The sequence below is a fragment of the Streptococcus pseudopneumoniae genome, assembly GCF_001073085.1.
Lineage (GTDB): Bacteria > Bacillota > Bacilli > Lactobacillales > Streptococcaceae > Streptococcus > Streptococcus pseudopneumoniae_M.
Genome location: NZ_JVFV01000030.1, coordinates 1 through 18,715 on the forward strand (window position 1 = coordinate 1; position 18,715 = coordinate 18,715).

The 18,715-nt window shown below is 39.7% G+C and carries 19 protein-coding genes and 1 other annotated feature (1 of these 20 cut by a window edge); of the genes, 2 read left to right on the plus strand and 17 right to left on the minus strand.

What is annotated here, in order from left to right; all coding sequences use genetic code 11:
- A protein-coding gene (locus ADH90_RS10840) for an IS630 family transposase (RefSeq protein WP_152904481.1) occupies window positions 1-796 on the plus strand; the annotation gives its coding sequence in 2 pieces (ribosomal slippage) (window positions 1-267 and window positions 267-796; 797 coding nt annotated over the 2 pieces). This gene is flagged as partial in the annotation.
- Window positions 797-876: 80 nt separating this feature from the next.
- On the opposite strand, the gene ADH90_RS06230 is transcribed toward ADH90_RS10840, so the two are convergent.
- The 4 genes from ADH90_RS06230 to mutY form a co-directional block, all read right to left on the minus strand.
- Complete coding sequence (locus ADH90_RS06230) at window positions 877-1,686, minus strand: MBL fold metallo-hydrolase (protein WP_049530430.1); 810 nt, start codon at window positions 1,684-1,686, stop codon at window positions 877-879.
- Between the two features lies 1 nt (window position 1,687).
- Window positions 1,688-3,037 carry a cell wall metabolism sensor histidine kinase VicK gene (gene vicK / locus ADH90_RS06235; RefSeq protein WP_049530432.1) on the minus strand — a complete coding sequence of 450 codons (1,350 nt, stop codon included), beginning with the start codon at window positions 3,035-3,037 and terminating at the stop codon, window positions 1,688-1,690.
- Window positions 3,030-3,734: a response regulator YycF gene (yycF, locus tag ADH90_RS06240; RefSeq protein WP_049530433.1), complete on the minus strand. Its 705-nt coding sequence runs from the start codon at window positions 3,732-3,734 to the stop codon at window positions 3,030-3,032. The genes vicK and yycF overlap by 8 nt, the downstream gene beginning before the upstream one ends.
- Before the next feature lie 64 nt (window positions 3,735-3,798).
- Complete coding sequence (gene mutY, locus ADH90_RS06245) at window positions 3,799-4,962, minus strand: A/G-specific adenine glycosylase (protein WP_049530434.1); 1,164 nt, start codon at window positions 4,960-4,962, stop codon at window positions 3,799-3,801.
- 177 nt (window positions 4,963-5,139) lie between these two features.
- Between mutY and ADH90_RS06250 the strand changes: the two genes are divergently transcribed.
- Window positions 5,140-7,419: a Xaa-Pro dipeptidyl-peptidase gene (locus ADH90_RS06250; protein WP_049530436.1), complete on the plus strand. Its 2,280-nt coding sequence runs from the start codon at window positions 5,140-5,142 to the stop codon at window positions 7,417-7,419.
- 45 nt (window positions 7,420-7,464) lie between these two features.
- Here ADH90_RS06250 and ADH90_RS11400 read toward each other — a convergent pair whose 3' ends face one another.
- The 13 genes from ADH90_RS11400 to trpX form a co-directional block, all read right to left on the minus strand.
- The gene (locus ADH90_RS11400) at window positions 7,465-7,629 is read right to left on the minus strand and encodes a hypothetical protein (protein WP_049502767.1); all 165 of its coding nucleotides are present in this window, start codon (window positions 7,627-7,629) and stop codon (window positions 7,465-7,467) included.
- 9 nt (window positions 7,630-7,638) lie between these two features.
- Window positions 7,639-8,949, minus strand: coding sequence for a GTPase ObgE (gene obgE / locus ADH90_RS06260; protein WP_049530437.1), 1,311 nt, complete (start codon window positions 8,947-8,949; stop codon window positions 7,639-7,641).
- 72 nt (window positions 8,950-9,021) lie between these two features.
- A complete protein-coding gene (locus ADH90_RS06265; RefSeq protein ID WP_000863850.1) occupies window positions 9,022-9,156 on the minus strand; it encodes a DUF4044 domain-containing protein in 135 nt (44 codons plus the stop codon).
- 29 nt (window positions 9,157-9,185) lie between these two features.
- The gene (locus tag ADH90_RS06270) at window positions 9,186-9,377 is read right to left on the minus strand and encodes a PspC domain-containing protein (RefSeq protein WP_052689745.1); all 192 of its coding nucleotides are present in this window, start codon (window positions 9,375-9,377) and stop codon (window positions 9,186-9,188) included.
- A 26-nt stretch (window positions 9,378-9,403) separates the two neighbouring features.
- Window positions 9,404-10,720 carry a glycosyltransferase family 4 protein gene (locus ADH90_RS06275; RefSeq protein ID WP_049530438.1) on the minus strand — a complete coding sequence of 439 codons (1,317 nt, stop codon included), beginning with the start codon at window positions 10,718-10,720 and terminating at the stop codon, window positions 9,404-9,406.
- An 8-nt stretch (window positions 10,721-10,728) separates the two neighbouring features.
- Window positions 10,729-11,781, minus strand: a complete 1,053-nt coding sequence (locus ADH90_RS06280; protein ID WP_080982634.1) for a glycosyltransferase family 4 protein — start codon at window positions 11,779-11,781, stop codon at window positions 10,729-10,731.
- Between the two features lie 100 nt (window positions 11,782-11,881).
- Window positions 11,882-12,211, minus strand: coding sequence for a metal-sulfur cluster assembly factor (locus tag ADH90_RS06285; protein ID WP_000331926.1), 330 nt, complete (start codon window positions 12,209-12,211; stop codon window positions 11,882-11,884).
- A 17-nt stretch (window positions 12,212-12,228) separates the two neighbouring features.
- On the minus strand, window positions 12,229-13,338 hold the full coding sequence (gene rpoD, locus ADH90_RS06290; RefSeq protein WP_000201894.1) for an RNA polymerase sigma factor RpoD: 1,110 nt from the start codon (window positions 13,336-13,338) through the stop codon (window positions 12,229-12,231).
- A gap of 2 nt (window positions 13,339-13,340) precedes the next feature.
- Entirely contained in the window at window positions 13,341-15,101 is a 1,761-nt protein-coding gene (gene dnaG / locus ADH90_RS06295; RefSeq protein ID WP_049530439.1) for a DNA primase, read from the minus strand.
- Between the two features lie 180 nt (window positions 15,102-15,281).
- Window positions 15,282-15,713: a hypothetical protein gene (locus ADH90_RS06300; protein ID WP_049530441.1), complete on the minus strand. Its 432-nt coding sequence runs from the start codon at window positions 15,711-15,713 to the stop codon at window positions 15,282-15,284.
- A gap of 164 nt (window positions 15,714-15,877) precedes the next feature.
- Complete coding sequence (locus ADH90_RS06305) at window positions 15,878-16,636, minus strand: ABC transporter ATP-binding protein (protein ID WP_049530442.1); 759 nt, start codon at window positions 16,634-16,636, stop codon at window positions 15,878-15,880.
- The gene (locus tag ADH90_RS06310; protein ID WP_049530444.1) at window positions 16,633-17,499 is read right to left on the minus strand and encodes an ABC transporter permease; all 867 of its coding nucleotides are present in this window, start codon (window positions 17,497-17,499) and stop codon (window positions 16,633-16,635) included. Before ADH90_RS06310 ends, ADH90_RS06305 begins: the two co-directional genes overlap by 4 nt.
- A 61-nt stretch (window positions 17,500-17,560) precedes the next feature.
- A complete protein-coding gene (trpX, locus tag ADH90_RS06315) occupies window positions 17,561-18,562 on the minus strand; it encodes a tryptophan ABC transporter substrate-binding protein (protein WP_049530445.1) in 1,002 nt (333 codons plus the stop codon).
- A gap of 123 nt (window positions 18,563-18,685) precedes the next feature.
- Window positions 18,686-18,715: a binding site (T-box leader), on the minus strand (it continues 188 nt past the right edge of the window).

Sequence of the window (18,715 nt, forward strand, 5' to 3'; positions counted from 1 at the left end):
CAGGTAGTATAACAGATGCATCACACGTTTTCCAAATCTCACGTAATACCATTTATGGCTGGTTAAAACTAAAAGAGAAAACAGGAGATCTAAACCATCAAGTAAAAGGAACAAAACCAAGAAAAGTTGATAGAGATAGGCTTAAAACCTATCTTGCTGACAATCCAGATGCTTATTTGACTGAAATAGCTTCTGGATTTGACTGTCATCCAACTACCATTCACTATGCTCTTAAAGCTATGAGGTTCACTCGAAAAAAAAGAACCACACCTACTATGAACAAGACCCAGAAAAAGTAGCTTTATTTCTTAAACATTTTAATAGTTTAAAGAACCTAGCACCTGTTTATATTGATGAAACAGGATTCGATACTTATTTTTATCGAGAATATGGTCGCTCATTTAAAGATCAGTTAATAAGAGGTAAAGTATCTGGAAGAAGATATCAGAGGATTTCTTTGGTTGTTGGGCTAACAAATGGTGAGTTAATAGCTCCAATGACTTACGAAGAGATGATGACAAGCGAATTTTGGGAAGCTTGGTTTCAGAAGTTTCTCTTACCAACATTAAACAAACCATCGGTTATTAGTATGGATAATGCAAGATTCCATAGAATGGGTAAGATAGAGCTCTTATGTGAAGAGTTTGGGCATAAACTTTTACCACTTCCTCCCTACTCACCTGAGTACAATCCTATTGAGAAGAAATGGGCTCATATCAAAAAGCACCTCAAAAAGGTATTACCAAGTTGCAATACTTTTTACGAGTCTCTGTCGTCTTATTCTTGTTTCAATTGACTATATTTTTGAAAAGAGAAAAAGACAAACGCTAAAAATGACGTTTGTCTTCGTTCTGAAGAAGGCTTTTGCCTTCTTTTTTATATATCAGTTAAAGGTGTCGCAGTATCTGGCGAAGTATCATAAACTTGGAAGTCTACTCCTACTCCCAGATCTGCCTGGGTCAGCTGATTGACCATAGTCATATGAGCGAGTTCTTTGATATTATTTTCCTTAGACAAATGGCCTAGGTAAATCTTCTTGGTACGATTACCTAGTGTACGAATCATGGCGTCTGCACCATCCTCGTTTGAGAGGTGACCAAGGTCAGATAGGATGCGTTGTTTGAGTCGCCATGCGTAAGATCCTGCTCGCAGAATTTCCACATCATGATTTGACTCGATCAGATAGCCATCTGCATTCTCGACAATGCCAGCCATACGGTCACTAACATAGCCCGTATCTGTCAGCATGACAAAGCTCTTGTCATCCTTCATAAAACGATAAAACTGTGGCGCGACTGCATCATGACTCACACCAAAGCTCTCGATATCGATGTCACCAAAGGTTTTTGTTTTACCCATCTCGAAAATATGCTTTTGCGACGAGTCAACCTTACCGAGATACTTACTATTTTCCATAGCCTGCCAGGTTTTCTCATTTGCATAAAGATCCATGCCGTACTTGCGAGCCAGAACGCCCACGCCGTGGATATGATCTGAATGTTCATGCGTAATCAAGATAGCGTCTAAATCCTCTGGTTTACGATTGATTTCACTCAAAAGACTTGTAATTTTTTTGCCAGAGAGTCCCGCATCTACTAAAATTTTCTTTTTGGGTGTTTCCAAGTAGAAAGAATTTCCACTGGAACCCGATGCTAAAATACTGTATTTAAAACCGATATCACTCATTCTAGTCTTCTAATTCATCCTCCCAAATCTCTTCTTTCACGGCATCTTTATCGTATGGAAGTACGATGGTAAAAGTAGAGCCCTTGCCATATTCACTCTTGGCCCAGATAAAACCCTTATGTTGTTTGATGATTTCCTTGGCGATAGCCAATCCTAGTCCGGTTCCCCCTTGGGCACGACTTCTTGCTCGGTCTACTCGATAGAAACGGTCAAAAATTTTCGGCAAATCTTGCTTTGGAATCCCTAGACCTTGGTCGGAGACGGACAAAATCATCTGATCATCCGTAGTCTTCATGCTTACAGTGATTTTTCCACCATCTGGTGAATATTTGATGGCATTATTCAGGATATTGTCAATCACCTGGGTCATCTTGTCTGTATCAATCTCAATCCAAACAGAAGTAATCGGATAATCTCTCACCAACTCGTACTTCTTCTCCTCATCTTGACTTTTCATTTTATCAAAACGATTAAGGATAAAAGTGATAAAGGCCGTAAAGTTTATCAACTCAACATCTAAGTGACTAGTCGCGTTGTCAATCCGTGATAGATGCAAGAGATCTGTTACCATCCGCATCATACGGTTGGTTTCATCAAGAGAAACCTTGATAAAATCTGGAGCAACTGGTTCTGTTAGGGCTCCTTCGTTCAAAGCCTCAAGATAGGATTTTACACTTGTCAAAGGTGTACGCAACTCATGACTAACGTTCGAAACGAAAAGCCTTCTCTCACGTTCTTCCTTCTCTTGTTCAGTCGTATCATGTAGGACTGCTACTATACCAGAGATAAAACCAGACTCTCTACGAATCAAGGCAAAACGCACGCGCAAGCTGATATACTCGCCATTCACATTTTGGGAATAAATCATCAATTCAGGACTTTGGGTAATGAGATCTCTCAGCTCATACTCTTCTTCAATTTTGAGTAACTCCAAGATATTTTGATTAAGAGCATCATCCCTTTCAACTCCAAGTTGTCTCTTAGCCATGTCATTAATCATGATAATCTGACCACGACGATTGGTCGCAAGTACCCCGTCTGTCATGTAGGACAAGATACTATGCAACCTTTTACTCTCTTGTTCCAGATTTTCCTGAGTCAAACGGATTACTTCTGACAAATCATTAAGATTGTTGGTGATATTTGTAATCTCTGAACTTCCCTGCATATCCAAAACCTGAGAATAATCACCAGCAATCAAATCCTTAACCTTCTGGTTTAATTGTCTAAGGCGAATATTATCGCGACGGCTCTCAATAAGAAGAAAAGTCACCAGCATAATAAAGCCAATTAGGATGAGGATAAAGATAAAGTCACTCGTCAAGATTGTTTGTTTAATTACTTCAATCATTATTTCTCATGTAATATCCCACTCCACGACGAGTTAGGATGTATTCAGGTCTACTTGGTGTATCTTCAATCTTCTCACGCAAGCGTCTAATGGTTACGTCTACTGTACGGACATCCCCAAAGTAGTCATAACCCCAAACAGTTTCAAGGAGGTGCTCACGGGTGATCACTTGACCAATATGTGACGCTAAATGATGTAAGAGTTCGAATTCGCGGTGGGTTAGATCTAACTCTTCACCATATTTCTTAGCCACGTAGGCATCTGGTAAAATCTCCAAATCGCCAATCTGCAGACTTTGTAATTTCGTTTCAGGTTCTTGGTTATCGACTGAAACAAGATCTGTACGACGGAGAAGAGCTTTAACACGGGCCTGTAGTTCACGATTTGAAAATGGCTTGGTTACATAGTCATCCGCCCCAAGCTCAAGCCCGATAACCTTATCAAATTCACTATCCTTTGCTGAAAGCATGATAATGGGAACACTACTTGTCTTACGAATAGTTTTTGCGACCTCAAGTCCATCAATCTCTGGAAGCATCAAATCCAAGATAATAATATCTGGTTGCTCAGCTTCAAATTGTTCAAGAGCTTCACGACCATTAAAAGCAGTTACAACTTCATAACCTTCCTTGGTCATATTAAATTTTATAATATCTGAGATGGGTTTTTCATCATCTACAATTAGTATTTTTTTCATTTAGTCACCTTTTTCCTTATCTCATTATACCAAAAAAATGTAAAGAAGACACGAAAGACCGATACTAGCAGCTTCTTTTCAAGTAGGCTTGCCAGATCTTTTGCTGAGGTTTGGCTATGGGATAATTGCTAAATTCTTCTGGACTTAACCAAAGGACTTCTCTATCAACATATTCCTGTGTCTTAGTAACTTGTCCTGCAATTATCTGGATATGCCATTTACGATGGCTAAAAACATGCTTGACCTCTTCAAAACGTAGATCTTGCCAATCAACTTCAAGGTCATAGTCCTGTTCAAAACTCTCCTGTGGAGATGGTCCCAGTTCTAGAATTGGCTCCGCTACTTGACTAAAAAGGTCCAGGTCCTGAGTCTGGTCTGAGAATTCATCAACTTCAATCAAGGGAAAATGCCAAAATCCAGCCAAGAGTTTTTCACTCTCATTCTTCTCTAATAGAAACTGACCCTGACTATTTTGCACTACAAGAGCCTTTAGAAAAATAGGGATTGGCTTTTTCTTTGGAGCCTTAATGGGATAGCGATCCATGGTCCCATGTTGGTAAGCAGCACTGAACTCCTTAACAGGACTCTCCTCCGGTCTTGGATTAACAGGAGCCTCAATATCTGAACCTAAATCCATCAAAGCCTGATTGAAATCACCTGGACGATCAGGATCTATCAGAACTTCCATCATCGCTTGAAATATTTTTCGATTGCTAGGATTTCCAATATCATGATTGACTTCAAATAAACGTGCCAAAACGCGCATGATATTGCCGTCTACTGCAGGCTGCGGAAGGTTAAAGGCAATACTAGAAATTGCACCAGCTGTATAAGGACCAATCCCTTTTAAGCTTGAAATACCTTCATAAGTTGACGGAAACTTGCCTTCAAACTCACTCATAATCTGTTGAGCGGCTGTTTGCATATTGCGGACACGAGAATAATAGCCAAGTCCTTCCCAAGCTTTTAATAAGCGTTCCTCAGCTGCATTTGCTAAGCTTTCAACAGTTGGAAACCAGTCCAAAAAACGTTCATAATAGGGAATGACGGTATCAACTCGAGTCTGCTGCAACATAATTTCAGATACCCAGATATGATAAGGATTCTTGCTTCGTCTCCAGGGTAAATCACGCTTGTTTTCGTCATACCAGGCTAATAATTTTTGACGGAAAGAGAAAATCTTGTCCTCTTCCCACATGGTCACACTATATTTCTCCAAATCTAACATATTTCTAGTATAGCATAAGCTTTAATGATACTCAAAAATTCAAGATAGGGCTTGTTAAATCACTCTCTTATGCTCTGTTAGAATAATAGCAATTTAATCTTTCCAAACCAGCTGATTCTATCATTTTCCCTTCTTTTTTGATATAATAAATTTAATGATTCTTCAAAGGAGGCATCTATGCGTTTTAATCAATTCAGTTACTATCCTGTAAGCCAGCAAGAAGCTTTACAGGAATTATCCAACCTTGGGTTCAAGCTTGATCAATCAAATTCTGATAAAGAACAGTTTGAAGCTTTTGTTAGAACTTATTTTTTCAATTATAAAAATACGGATTATCCCCTCTCAACTTTAGCGGTTGACAAAGAAACTGATCTACTCACTTTCTTCAATTCTGATCGTGAATTAACTTCAGAAATTTTCTATACTGTTGCCTTTCAGTTGCTTGGTTTCAACTACTTAATAGACTTTGAAGATGGTCTAGCTTTTCATAAAGAAACGGCATTCCCTATTGTATACGGAGATTTGATTGACAATCTCTATCAAGTCCTTAACACGCGCACTAAAAAAGGAAATACCTTGATTGATCAGCTAGTTAGTGATGGTCTTATCCCTGAGGACAATGATTACCACTACTTCAATGGAAAGAGTTTGGCTACTTTCTCAACTAACAATGTTATTCGTGAAGTTGTTTATGTGGAAACTCGTATTGATTCTGATAATGATGGTCTACCTGATTTGGTCAAGGTTAGCATCATCCGTCCGACTGACAATGGCAAAATTCCAGCAGTCATGACTGCAAGTCCTTACCATCAAGGAACCAATGACAAAGCAAGCGATAAGGCTCTCTATAAGATGGAAGTCGAACTAGAAGTCAAGGAACCACATGAAATTACGTTAGAAAATCCAAACCTGGACTTGGTTGAACCTGTTGGGGATGCTGAACTTGTTTCTGAAGCTGAAGAAAAACTCACTCATATCAATAGCAGCTACACACTTAACGACTACTTCCTTCCAAGAGGATTTGCCAATATCTACGTATCTGGTCTTGGTACAAAGGATTCTCAAGGTCAGATGACTAATGGTGACTACCGACAAGTTGAAGCCTATAAAAATGTCATTGATTGGCTCAATGGCCGTTGTCGTGCCTTTACAGACCATAGTCGTGAACGTCAAATCAAGGCTGACTGGTCCAACGGTAAGGTAGCAACTACTGGTCTTTCTTATCTAGGAACAATGTCAAATGGTCTTGCTACTACAGGAGTTGATGGTTTAGAGGTCATCATTGCTGAAGCCGGTATTTCTTCTTGGTACAACTATTACCGAGAAAATGGTCTGGTAACAAGCCCTGGTGGCTATCCAGGGGAAGACTTCGATTCATTAGATGAATTAACTTATTCTCGTAATCTCTTAGCCGGTGACTATATCCGAGGAAACGAGGCTCATAAAGATTCTTTAGAAGAACTGAAGAAAAATCTAGACCGTAAAACTGGGGATTATAACCAATTCTGGCATGATAGAAACTACCTTCTTAATGCTGAAAAAGTTAAGGCTGAAGTTGTCTTTACCCACGGTTCACAAGACTGGAATGTAAAACCACTTCACGTCTATCAAATGTTCAATGCTCTTCCAAGTCATATTAATAAACACCTCTTTTACCATAACGGCGCCCATGTTTATATGAACAACTGGCAGTCTATTGATTTCCGTGAATCTATGAATGCCCTTTTGACACAGAAATTATTGGGTCAAAACTCTGACTACCAACTTCCAAGAGTCGTTTGGCAAGACAATACTGCTCCTCAAACCTGGCTGTCACTTGAAGATTTTGGAAGTCAAACTGACCATAAAACTTTCTCTTTAGGTACTGAGGAAGCTGTCATTGAAAATCATTACCAAGATTCTGACTTCGAACGATTTGGAAAGACTTACCAAACCTTTAACAATGAACTTTATCAAGGTAAGGTGAATCAGATTACCATTGATCTGCCAGTGACTGAAGATCTTCATATCAATGGTCGTGTTAAACTAAACCTTCGTCTCAAGTCAAGTACAAATAAAGGCTTACTATCTGCCCAACTTCTCGAACTTGGTCAAAAGAAATACCTACAACTGTATCCAGGAGTCTTGTCTGCTCGTACGATTGATAATGGTCGTTACCACATGCTGGAAAATCTTTGCGAGCTACCATTTAGTCCAAATGCTCAGCGCGTCATCACCAAAGGCTATCTCAACCTTCAGAACCGTCATGATTTGCTGAAAATCGAAGAGATCAATCCAGATGAATGGATGGAGTTCCAATTTGAACTGCAACCAACTATTTACAAACTAAAAGAAGGCGATACAGTACGTCTCGTTCTTTACACAACAGACTTTGAGATTACTGTACGTGACAATACAGACTATCACTTGACTGTAGACCTTGCACAGTCTAGTCTTGAAATTCCATTCCAAAAGTAGTTAGTAAACCAGAAAACCCGTGATGCCTATCATCACGGGTTTATTTTATGATTTGTTATTTTCAGCTTGCTTTTTAGTTCTTGCTAGTCTCAAAGCACGATTTGGATTGAGGCGATTAAATAATTCTTCTAACTTCTTCTCATTCCAGACGTCTGCTGCAGAAACAAAATTTCCATCAGCATCTCGGAAAGATATCGGTTTATCTCCCATCGCTATCTCCTAGTCCACAAATTCAAACTCAAACTTACCGATACGAACCAAATCTCCATCCTTGGCACCACGAGCACGAAGAGCTTCATCAACTCCCATACCACGCAACTGACGAGCAAATTTCATAACAGACTCATCGCGGTCAAAGTTAGTCATGTTAAAGAGTTTGATGAGTTTTTCACCTGAAAGTACCCAAGTTGCATCATCATCACGACTAATTTCAAATGGTTTTTCTTCTTCATCAAAGCCATAATAAACTTCTTCTTCCATTTCTGACTCATCATAAAGAAGAAATTCTGGTGTCTTATCAAGAAGTTCAGCCGTTGCGTCCAATAAAGGTGCTAAACCTTGTTTTGTCAAACCTGATATTGGGAAGATGGCTGGTAATTCCTCGAACTCATCAAAGTTAGCCGCCAATTTTTTCTTGAATTCTTCAAGGTTTTCTTTGCTTTCTGGCATATCCATCTTATTAGCAACAATAATTTGTGGACGCTCCATCAGACGAAGGTTGTAAGATTCTAACTCTTTGTTAATAGCTAGATAATCTTCGTAAGGATCACGTCCTTCACTAGCTGACATATCGATGATGTGAAGGATAACGCGAGTACGCTCAATATGGCGAAGGAATTGAGTTCCCAAGCCCACACCTTGACTTGCTCCTTCAATCAAACCAGGAAGGTCTGCCACTGCAAAGGACTCACCTGATTGGGTACGGACCATACCAAGATTTGGAACGATTGTTGTAAAGTGGTAGGCACCAATTTTAGGTTTTGCAGAGGTAATTACGCTAAGCAGAGTTGATTTACCAACTGAAGGGAAGCCAACCAAACCAACATCCGCAAGGATTTTAAGTTCTAACTGTAATTCGCGCTCCTGACCAGGTTCTCCATTCTCAGAGATCTCTGGAGCAGGATTTTTTGGTGTCGCAAAACGGATATTCCCACGACCACCTCGACCACCGTGAGCAACGATAAACTCTTGGCCGTGCTCGATCAAGTCAGTGATAACTTTTCCAGTTTCTGCATCACGCACAGTTGTACCTTGAGGTACTCGAACAATCAAGTCTTCCGCACCACGTCCGTGCATTCCTTTGGTCATCCCTTTTTCACCCGATTGGGCTTTGAAATGACGATTGTAACGGAAGTCCATCAAGGTACGTAAACCTTCATCTACAACAAAGACAACGTTACCACCACGACCTCCATCACCTCCCCATGGACCGCCATTAGGGACGTATTTTTCACGGCGAAAGGCAACCATCCCATCGCCACCGTTTCCAGCCTTGACCTTGATCTTGGCTGTATCTAAAAACATACTCATATTCTTTTCTCACTCTAAAAAGGGCTGGGAAATCCCAGTCACCAACTATTACTTGCTAGAAAATCTAGCATTTTAAAATCTGCTAAATACACCGATAGCTGTAGCAAAGATACCTGCTAAGGTTACAAATAACATGATTAATACGACAAACATCGTTAGTTTTTCAAAGAAAGTTTTTTTACGTTTCCCATTATCACCAAATGCCATTTTTTCTCCTTTACTATAATACTCTAATCTTAATATTCATCAGATACAGGAGCGATTGCCCACAAAATCAAGTAAGCAATAAGTCCAGCACCATAACAGAAAGCTAGAACTCCCCAAATCACACGTACGATTGTAGGGTCAATATCAAAATAATTAGCTAAACCAGCGCATACACCACCGATTTTTTGATCTCTACCACTTCTCATAAATTTCTTTTTCATTTTTTTATTTCCTTTCTTTGATTCGATTAATCGTTCAAATATTTTCTTAAATGACTCAACTGTTTTCTAGAAGCTTTCAACATACGTCTTGAACCCTTGACCGGCATAGACACTGCTTGTTGTGGTATATAAAATACTGTCTTTAAAATGCGTTTCGTAACAGGTTCATCTGCAGTCAATTTCTTTTCAAAATTATTTGAAATAATAACATCTAGATAGAATTCATGTACTCTCTTAGCAAAATTCTCAGCTGAAATTTCATACAATTTTTCAGCCAAAAGTTTTTCATCCATCTTTGGAGTTGCAATTAAAGCTTCTAAAATAGCCCCTGCTAGATCTCTCTCTTCATAATAAAGAGTTCCAAACATTTTATGATTGATGAGGTTATCAAGATAGGGATTTCCGTGAGCTATTACTGGAGTCTTACTTGCAAGACTTTCAAGATAGGTCAAGCCTTGCGTCTCACTAGTTGAAGCTGAAATGAAGAAGTCAGCAGCCTTATAGTAAAGTGCGGTTTCACTTGGGGCAATCATCCCTGTAAAAATAACAGAATCTTGAATCTGTAAATCTGATGCTTGTTCCTTGAGATTTTCCAGATAAGGACCATCTCCAGCTACGACTAATTTAACATTTTGCTCTTCTTTTAGAACATCTGGAAGTGCTGCCAGAACAGCTTGAATGTTCTTCTCGTAAGAAACACGTGAAAGGCTAAGAAGCATCTTTTCATCTTTCTTAATGCCTAATTTATCACGTAAGTCTACGATATGTTCTGGTCCAATCTCAGGTCGTTCAAACTTGGCTAGCTCAATCCCTGTAGGAATAACTCGTTTTTCTACTTTGACCTTATAATCTGATAGAAGGTCTCGCACAATTTCACTTGGACAAATCACTCCATCAACATCATGAAGGAAGCCTCTCACAAGGTACTTTACCATACCTGGACGAATCAACATCCCTTTAGCGATATAGTGAACATAATCCTCGTACTGGGTATGATAGGTATGAATGACTGGAATTTTCAATTCACGCGCTATCCAAATCCCTAATAAACCAAGAGAAAACTCAGTCTGCGTATGAATAATATCCAGCTTGTATTGCTTAGCAATCTCAAGAGCTTTTGTAAATCCACGATAGGCGAAACGTCGATCCTTAAAGGCAAAGAAAGGAACACTAGGGATACGGATAATCTGCCAGTCTTCATAACGATTAACATCCTTATCTGTTGTTGTAAAGATAAAGACGGCATGTCCTTGCTTTTCAAGTTCTGTTTTTAAGGTTCGAATACTGGTCGCAACACCCGAGACCTGCGGGAAATAAGTATCTGTAAATAAACCAATTCGCATATACTACCTCATTTTTTTCCTAAAGCTGCTTGCTCCCGATAGAATTTTAGCCAGATTTCAAGAAGATGCCCTTCTGAATATTCTCTTGAAATGGCCTTAGCCTTTTCTTTCAACGCTTTCAACGCTTCTGGATGCTCTCGATATTCCAAGATAGCTTCTTTCATCTCTTCTACATCACTTGTTGGTCTGTAATTTCCTTCAAGAATGACCTTGTAAAGATCTAGATCACGAAGCATAATGGGTGCTTCACAACTCGCAGCTTCTAGAATCGTCATTGGAAAGAGCTCGTTATAACTTGGAAGCAAGAAAAGATCAGCCAAGGTATAGAGTTCTCTCATCCGTTCTGGCTCAACAATTCCAGGGAAAATTAGATTTTTAGGAGGATTATCCATAATCTTTTTATAGCGTTCATAACCATCGGTTATTCCCCCAAAAGAGAAGCCACCAGCCCAAATAAAAGTGATATCAGGTAATTCCTCAGCTAGAGTGATAAAGTCATCTATTCCTTTACGCTTCTGAACCTGACCTGCACCAACGACTACAAACTGATTCTCATCAATTCCCATATCTTTACGAAGTTGTTCAACTTGCTCTATAGGAAGCGGATGCCATTTTTCTTTGTTGACAAAGTTAGGAATATAGGTCACTTTTTCACGTGGAATTCCAGCAGCCACCAAATCCTCAATGAAGGTAGGATTGACCACAACCAGATGCTCCATACGGTCATAAAAAGAAAATACATAGCGTTTGACAATCCCCTTTAAGAAGAATGGAATCTTCAAACTACCTTCCAAGGTATCAGGTAAGAAGTGAACATAGCCAATCTTACGTCCAGAACGTTTTTTATGAAAGGTCGAGAGATAATAAGGAAAATCAATCGTATGAAAATGAGTAACATCCGCTTCGATTGGAAGATTTTCTGTTACGATCAGTTGGTCTTTCGCATCTCGTTTTAAAAGCTGTACCAGTTCACGGTAAGCACCAGACACACCTTGGCCCGCCACTTTTTCACTTGAACTTAGCATATTGATGCGTAATTTCTCTTTTTCCATAGTAACCATTATACCATTTTCTTCAAATAAAATCAGCAAATAAAAAGAGAGATAGCATAAAAGCTGGGAATTTCCTGGCGTCTACACTATTTCTCTTTTTATAATTTACTTACTTGATGCCTAAAGCGATACGAGCGTAACGGCTCATTTTCTCAACTGTCCAAGCTGGATACCAAACTAATTTGACTTCAACGTTAGTAACCTCTGGAACATCCGTCATAGCATCATAGATTTGGTCGGTTAAAAGATCTGCCAAGGGACAACCCATGGTTGTCAAGGTCATATCAATTTCAGTCTCACCTGTATCGCCATCAAAACGAATCTCGTAGATCAAGCCTAGATTGACAATATCAATCCCTAATTCAGGGTCAATCACTTCTTCTAGTGCTGTCAAAATACGTGTTTTGATATTTTCAATCTGTTCTTCTGTGTAAGCCATCTTCACTCTCCCTTAACTTAATCTTCAATGAAATCACGAAGTGGTTTGCTTCGACTTGGCTGGCGAAGTTTTCTCAAAGCTTTGGCCTCAATCTGACGGATACGTTCACGCGTTACGTTAAAGACTTTACCAACATCCTCCAAGGTACGCATTTTCCCATCATCAAGACCAAAGCGGAGACGCAAGACATTCTCTTCACGGTCAGTCAATGTATCTAACACTTCATCCAACTGCTCACGTAAAACGATACGAGTTGTATAGTCCACTGGATTTTCAATCACTTCATCCTCGATAAAATCACCAAGATGGCTGTCATCCTCTTCACCAATTGGCGTTTCAAGAGAAACCGGCTCTTGGGCAATCTTGAGGATTTCACGAACCTTGTCAGGTGTCATATCCATGCGTTCAGCGATTTGTTCAGGAGTTGGATCTTGTCCCAACTCTTGAAGAAGATTACGTTGTTCACGAACAAGCTTGTTAATGGTTTCCACCATGTGAACTGGGATACGGATGGTACGAGCTTGGTCAGCAATGGCACGAGTAATAGCCTGACGAATCCACCAAGTCGCATAAGTTGAGAATTTGAACCCTTTAGAGTAGTCAAATTTATCAACGGCCTTCATCAAGCCCATGTTTCCTTCTTGGATCAAGTCAAGGAACTGCATTCCACGTCCAACATAACGTTTAGCGATAGATACTACCAAACGAAGGTTAGCTTCTGCAAGGCGTTGTTTCGCTTCGATATCACCCGCTTCAACAGCAAGGGCCAACTCTTTTTCCTCTTCATTTGTAAGCAGAGGCACAACCCCGATTTCTTTCAAATACATACGGACAGGGTCATTGACCTTAGCAGAGGTTGAACCAATCAAATCTTCATCAGTCAACTCTGGTTCTTCCTCAGTGCTCAAAACACGCGCACTTGGATTTCCTTCGTTGTCCGTAATTGAGATACCAGCATCTTGTATGCGTTGCAAAAGATTCTCAATACCTTCCACATCTAAAGTGAAGGGAATTACGAGGGCGTTATTGATTTCATCATCAGTTGCTGTACCAGTTTTTTTATGATTGCGAATAAATTCCGCTACTTGGACGTCAAAGGTTGTTACTTCTTTTTGTTTTGTTGCCATTCTTACTCCATTCTTCTTTTTTGGGCAATTAAGCGTTCTAGCTCTTCTAATGCGGTGTATGTATCACCGACATGGCTAGCTTCCTGAACTTTCTTTTTAATTTGCAGATTTTCCTGATTCAAAAGAGCTCTTTTTCTAGACTCTTCCACTTCGGCTAACTCGTGAGGGGACATCTCAGGTGGCAAATCTAAGGCTAGGACTTGATACCACGCACTCTCCACTTCTCTGGTCTGATGAGCCAAATCCTCAGATGAGATACTTCCATTATCAATCAAGAGTCCATACAAGGTCTGAAACTCTGGAGTTTCAAAGATAAAATCCTCTCTTAAGCGATAGTCGTTAAGCACCAAGGGATGTTCCATCATTCGGTAGAGGATATGAGCTTCTGCTCTCATCACTGCTGTCAGCTGCTTGGTAACAGACATAGTGACAGGACTCGGACTATAGGTCTCCTTGACCTTCTCCTTTCTCTGTCTGACACGACTTTCATTGACAATATGTTCGACTTGCTGATAGTCAAAAGATGGCAAGTGATCCGTCAAAATGTGAATGTAGGAATTCTGAGCTGTGATAGAGGGTTCCTTGGCGATTAAGGGGGCAATTTTCTCTATAAATTCAATCTGGGCTTGTAGATTTTCACTATTTTCAGGTCTGAAATGATGAATGTAAAACTCAACAGGACTGATGCGTGTATTGGTTAATAGATAAGCCAAGTCTTGAGGAGAGTTTTTCTGCAAATATTCATCTGGATCCATTGCGTCAGGAATCTGGACGACTTGGACAGGTAAATCTTTAAGCTCATCCAAGGCTTTCGCTGTGGCAGCTTGCCCAGCCTTATCTCCGTCATAAGTGACGATAACCTTTTTAGTAAAGCGTTTCAGATGCTCCACATGTTCACTCGTCAGAGCGGTTCCCATAGAAGCAACTGCATTTTCAATACCAGCACGATAAGCAGCAATGACATCCATAAATCCTTCCATCAGGTAGATTTCAGGAGCCTTGCCCGATCCTTTTTTTACCCTCTCCAAATGATATAATTCGTAACTTTTGTTAAAAATTGCCGTCGCTCGACTATTTTTATACTTTCCAGTTTGAGCATCGGCCTCCTGCCATACTCGACCAGAAAAGGCAATCACCTTTCCTTGATCATTTGAGATCGGAAACATAATACGATTATGAAAGGTATCAAAAAATTGATTACTCTCAGATAGATAAAACAAACCTGAATCCAGCAAGTCATTTTCGCTATAATCATCTGCTAAACGTTGATAGAGATAAGAGCGTTCTGCTGGAGCCAAACCAATCATAAAATGCTTTAGAACATCATCTGTTAAGCCACGTTTACAGAGGTAGTTCCTCGCTTCCTCACCCATCTTCGTCGTCATGAGGATGGCATGATAAAACCGTGCAGCCTTGTCATGCATATCGTAGAGATTTTGATGGGGTGACCTAGGCTGTACAGAACTTTGAACAGGCGCTGCCATCTGAATCCCAAGTCTCTCAGCTAATATTCTCACCGCATCCGCAAAGGTTACTTGCTGATACTCCTCGATAAACTTAAAAACATCTCCAGAACGACCACATCCAAAGCAATGGTAAAATTGCTTATCTTCGACCACGTTAAAGGAAGGGGTCTTTTCACCATGAAAAGGACAGAGCCCTAAAAAGTTCCGTCCAGATTTTTGTAAAGAAATCACTTCTCCTATGATTTCGACAATATTGGTATTGTTTTTGATCTCTTCGATGAGTCTCTTGTCAACCATAGACAATACCTCCATTTTATCACAGTTTACTCTAACTAGTATAGCTTATTTCTGAAAAAAAGTAAACCATTTCATACACTTTACATGAGACTATTTCATAAGTTTCCAGCTATCATGAAAAACTGAATCTTCTAAGTAAATCATTCTAATATTTGAAAGAAAAATAAAAGAAATAAAATCCTATTTCACTTGATCTTCGAGGTTATTTTTTAATATTCTGCTAATATACTGACCATCTTTTCTACTGATACAAGCCGTTGCAAAAGTCATTGGTGCTATATAAACTTCTCCTCTATAGGATGGATCAGTCAATACAGGCATAGAATAATAGGCGTTCTTTTTATTTTTAAGGTCAATAAACCATTTACCTCCTAGGTGTTTGCGAAAGGTTTCACCGATATAAACGGTCAAATAATCCAACATCTTTCGGTCTGCTATCAAAGCATGGTGGTCTTCGTAGTGAGCCAAGATCCAAGCCTCCAAATCATCCAAGGACTGCATACTATAGTCTAAATGAAGGCCTTGTTCCTCAGCAAACTCCCTAGTAAAATAGTCCATCTTAAATCCAATTTGAAAAATCCATTCTTGAAAATCTTCTTGTGTGTAAGCCATGTTTTTATCTCCTTACTTTTATCAAAGTTTAAGATTCTTATACTGATTATACTCCAAAGTAAAACTGACGAATAGGAAAAAACAGTAATATTTAAAATTCACCAAAAAACTTAGAAGCAAAAGCCTACTTCTAAGTTTTTAAGGATACTTGATTTAAAAATTTTCTACTCAAAAAGTTGATAGTAATCTGAAATCTTCATTTTAGCTTTTTCATCCTTGTTTAAATCTTGAATGATTCGTCCTTCTTTCATAACAATGAGGCGATTTCCATACTTGAGAGCATCTTCCATATGGTGGGTAATCATCAGAGCAGTCAGATGGTCCTTACTGACAAAGTCATCTGTCAATTCCATCAAGGCTACACTTGTTTTAGGGTCAAGGGCTGCCGTATGTTCATCCAACAAAAGGAGTTCTGGACGCTTCAAGGTCGCCATCAAGAGGCTCAAGGCCTGCCTTTGTCCACCTGACAAAAATTCAATCGGAGTATCCAAGTGCTTCTCTAGGCCATTTCCAACCTTCTCAATAGTCGCTTGAAATTCTTCCTTGTAAGCTGAGAGTCTTCTTGGAAAGAGTCCACGTTTTTCTCCACGGAACTTGGCAATCAAAAGATTTTCCGCAACCGTCATACGTGGAGCAGTTCCCATCTTGGGATCTTGGAAGACACGAGAAAGGTATTTGGCACGCTTTTCTGGGCTAAAATGAGTCACATCCTCACCCATGATGCGAATACTCCCGCTAGTCAAGGGCAGAGTTCCTGCAATGCTATTAAAGAGAGTTGACTTGCCTGCACCATTTCCACCCAAAATTGTGATGAAGTCATGTTCATAAATATCAAGTGAAACATCGTTTAGGATAATCTTTTCTTCGTCAAAGCCATTTGTCACAATTTTTGTGGCATTTCTTAATTCTACAATCGCTGTCATTTGCTTAACTTGACTCCTTTCAAGTATTTATCCTTAAGGGTTGGAATAACTAGACAAGTTGCTAGGATAAGAGCACTGTATAAACGGAGGTAACTAGTATTAAAGCCAAGAGCAATGACTCCCCATACCAAGAATTGGTAACTAATAGAGCCAACAACAATAGTAACCAAGCGTTCTGCTAATGTGAGGCTCTTAAAGAGTACTTCACCGATAATCAAACTTGCAAGACCAACAACGATAACACCGATACCACGAGAGACATCCGCGTAGCCTTCTTGTTGAGCAATAAGGGCGCCAGCAAGGGCGATAACACCATTTGACAAGACCAAACCCATAAGCTCCATACGGCCTGTATTGATACCAAAACTACGAGCCATATCTGGATTATCCCCTGTAGCGATATAAGCTTGTCCAAGTTTGGTATCTAGGAAGAAAAGCATGAGAAGGATAACCAAAGTCACAAAGATTAAACCTGTCAGTAATTGATTAACCTCTAATGAAAATGGAAGAACATCTTGGATTTGCTTGGTGTTTAAAAGTCCAAGGTTAGCCCGTCCCATAATCATGAGCATGATAGAATGACAGGAAGTCATGACTAAAATTCCTGATAGAAGAGTTGGAATTTTCCCTTTGGTATACAATAGTCCAGCTGCTAAACCAGCAAGACAACCGGCTCCTATGGCTGCTAAAGTAGCAAGAAAAGGATTGACTCCTTGTGTAATCAGAGTCACTGCTACTGCTCCTCCCAATGGGAAGGAACCTTCAGTTGTCATATCTGGAAAGTTCAGGATTCGAAAGGTCATAAAGATTCCCAAACCCAGGATAGCCCAGACCAATCCCTGTGAAATAATAGATATTAGCATATTTGTTTCGTTTCCTTTATTTTAAAAATTGGAGGAGATGTCTCCAACTCCTCCTACATTCTTATTCAATTACTTGACCAGCGTCTTTGAGAACTGATTCAGGAATTGTGATTCCAAGTTCTTGAGCGACTTTTTTGTTGATAACCGATTTACCAGTTGAGAAGACATTGACTGGTGTATCAGCAGGTTTTTCACCCTTCAAGACTTTGGCAATCATTTTACCAGTAGCAACACCAAGATCGTGTTGGTCAACAACCACTGATGCTAAACCACCTGCTTCTACCATGGCACTCGCACTTGGGTAGATTGGTTTTTTAGCTGTTTGGTTACTTGATACTACAGTTGAGAATGCAGATGCGATTGTGTTATCGATTGGAATCCAGATTGCATCTACTTTACCAGTCATAACATTAACTGTTGAAGCAATTTCGTTAGTTGATGGAACTGCAAATGTTTCTACTTTCAAACCAGCTTTTTCAGCATAAGTTTTAAATTCTTCAACTTGTGATTTTGAGTTATCTTCACTACTTGAGTAAAGAGCTCCAACCGTCTTGACATCAGGAGTCAATGTCTTGATCAATTCAACCTGTTGTTGAGCAGGGTTGTGGTCAGATACCCCTGTGATGTTCCCACCTGGTTTTTCCAAGTTTTGTACAAGGTTAGCACCAATTGGATCTGTAACTGCTGACATAATAACAGGAAGGTCTTTTGTTGCACTTGCAAGACCTTGCGCTGCTGGTGTTGCGATTCCGACAACTACATCGTTTCCGTTTGCGACTAATTGCTTACTCATTGTCGCAACCTTACTTTGGTCACCTTCTGAGTTCATAAAGTCGATTTTAACTTGATCACCTTTATAGCCTTCTTCAGCAAGTCCATCTTGGATACCTTGGTAAATCAAATCGAGTGACGGATGGCTGACAAACTGAAGAACACCAACCTTAGCAGTTTTATTTGCTGTCTCAGTTTTAGTTTCTTGTTTCGTTAAGCTAGAATATACCAAGCTTCCACCAACTACAAGTGCTAATGCTACGATAATACCGAGTAGACGTTTGTTTTTCATAATTTTCTCCTTATTTCTTCTTAACTTATTATTTTTTTATTCAATCACTTATTCAAGCGTCGCCATCGTTTGAATTCCATTATTTATCCTCCTCATAGAAAAAGTCCTCACACAAAAAACTTGTGTGAGGACGTCGATACGCGGTGCCACCTC

Coding starts and splice junctions, on each gene's coding strand:
- ADH90_RS06230 (WP_049530430.1), bottom strand. CDS start 1,686: ATGAGTGATATCGGTTTTAAATACAGTATTTTAGCATCGGGTTCCAGT.
- vicK (WP_049530432.1), bottom strand. CDS start 3,037: ATGATTGAAGTAATTAAACAAACAATCTTGACGAGTGACTTTATCTTT.
- yycF (WP_049530433.1), bottom strand. CDS start 3,734: ATGAAAAAAATACTAATTGTAGATGATGAAAAACCCATCTCAGATATT.
- mutY (WP_049530434.1), bottom strand. CDS start 4,962: ATGTTAGATTTGGAGAAATATAGTGTGACCATGTGGGAAGAGGACAAG.
- ADH90_RS06250 (WP_049530436.1), top strand. CDS start 5,140: ATGCGTTTTAATCAATTCAGTTACTATCCTGTAAGCCAGCAAGAAGCT.
- ADH90_RS11400 (WP_049502767.1), bottom strand. CDS start 7,629: ATGGGAGATAAACCGATATCTTTCCGAGATGCTGATGGAAATTTTGTT.
- obgE (WP_049530437.1), bottom strand. CDS start 8,949: ATGAGTATGTTTTTAGATACAGCCAAGATCAAGGTCAAGGCTGGAAAC.
- ADH90_RS06265 (WP_000863850.1), bottom strand. CDS start 9,156: ATGGCATTTGGTGATAATGGGAAACGTAAAAAAACTTTCTTTGAAAAA.
- ADH90_RS06270 (WP_052689745.1), bottom strand. CDS start 9,377: ATGAAAAAGAAATTTATGAGAAGTGGTAGAGATCAAAAAATCGGTGGT.
- ADH90_RS06275 (WP_049530438.1), bottom strand. CDS start 10,720: ATGCGAATTGGTTTATTTACAGATACTTATTTCCCGCAGGTCTCGGGT.
- ADH90_RS06280 (WP_080982634.1), bottom strand. CDS start 11,781: ATGGTTACTATGGAAAAAGAGAAATTACGCATCAATATGCTAAGTTCA.
- ADH90_RS06285 (WP_000331926.1), bottom strand. CDS start 12,211: ATGGCTTACACAGAAGAACAGATTGAAAATATCAAAACACGTATTTTG.
- rpoD (WP_000201894.1), bottom strand. CDS start 13,338: ATGGCAACAAAACAAAAAGAAGTAACAACCTTTGACGTCCAAGTAGCG.
- dnaG (WP_049530439.1), bottom strand. CDS start 15,101: ATGGTTGACAAGAGACTCATCGAAGAGATCAAAAACAATACCAATATT.
- ADH90_RS06300 (WP_049530441.1), bottom strand. CDS start 15,713: ATGGCTTACACACAAGAAGATTTTCAAGAATGGATTTTTCAAATTGGA.
- ADH90_RS06305 (WP_049530442.1), bottom strand. CDS start 16,636: ATGACAGCGATTGTAGAATTAAGAAATGCCACAAAAATTGTGACAAAT.
- ADH90_RS06310 (WP_049530444.1), bottom strand. CDS start 17,499: ATGCTAATATCTATTATTTCACAGGGATTGGTCTGGGCTATCCTGGGT.
- trpX (WP_049530445.1), bottom strand. CDS start 18,562: ATGAAAAACAAACGTCTACTCGGTATTATCGTAGCATTAGCACTTGTA.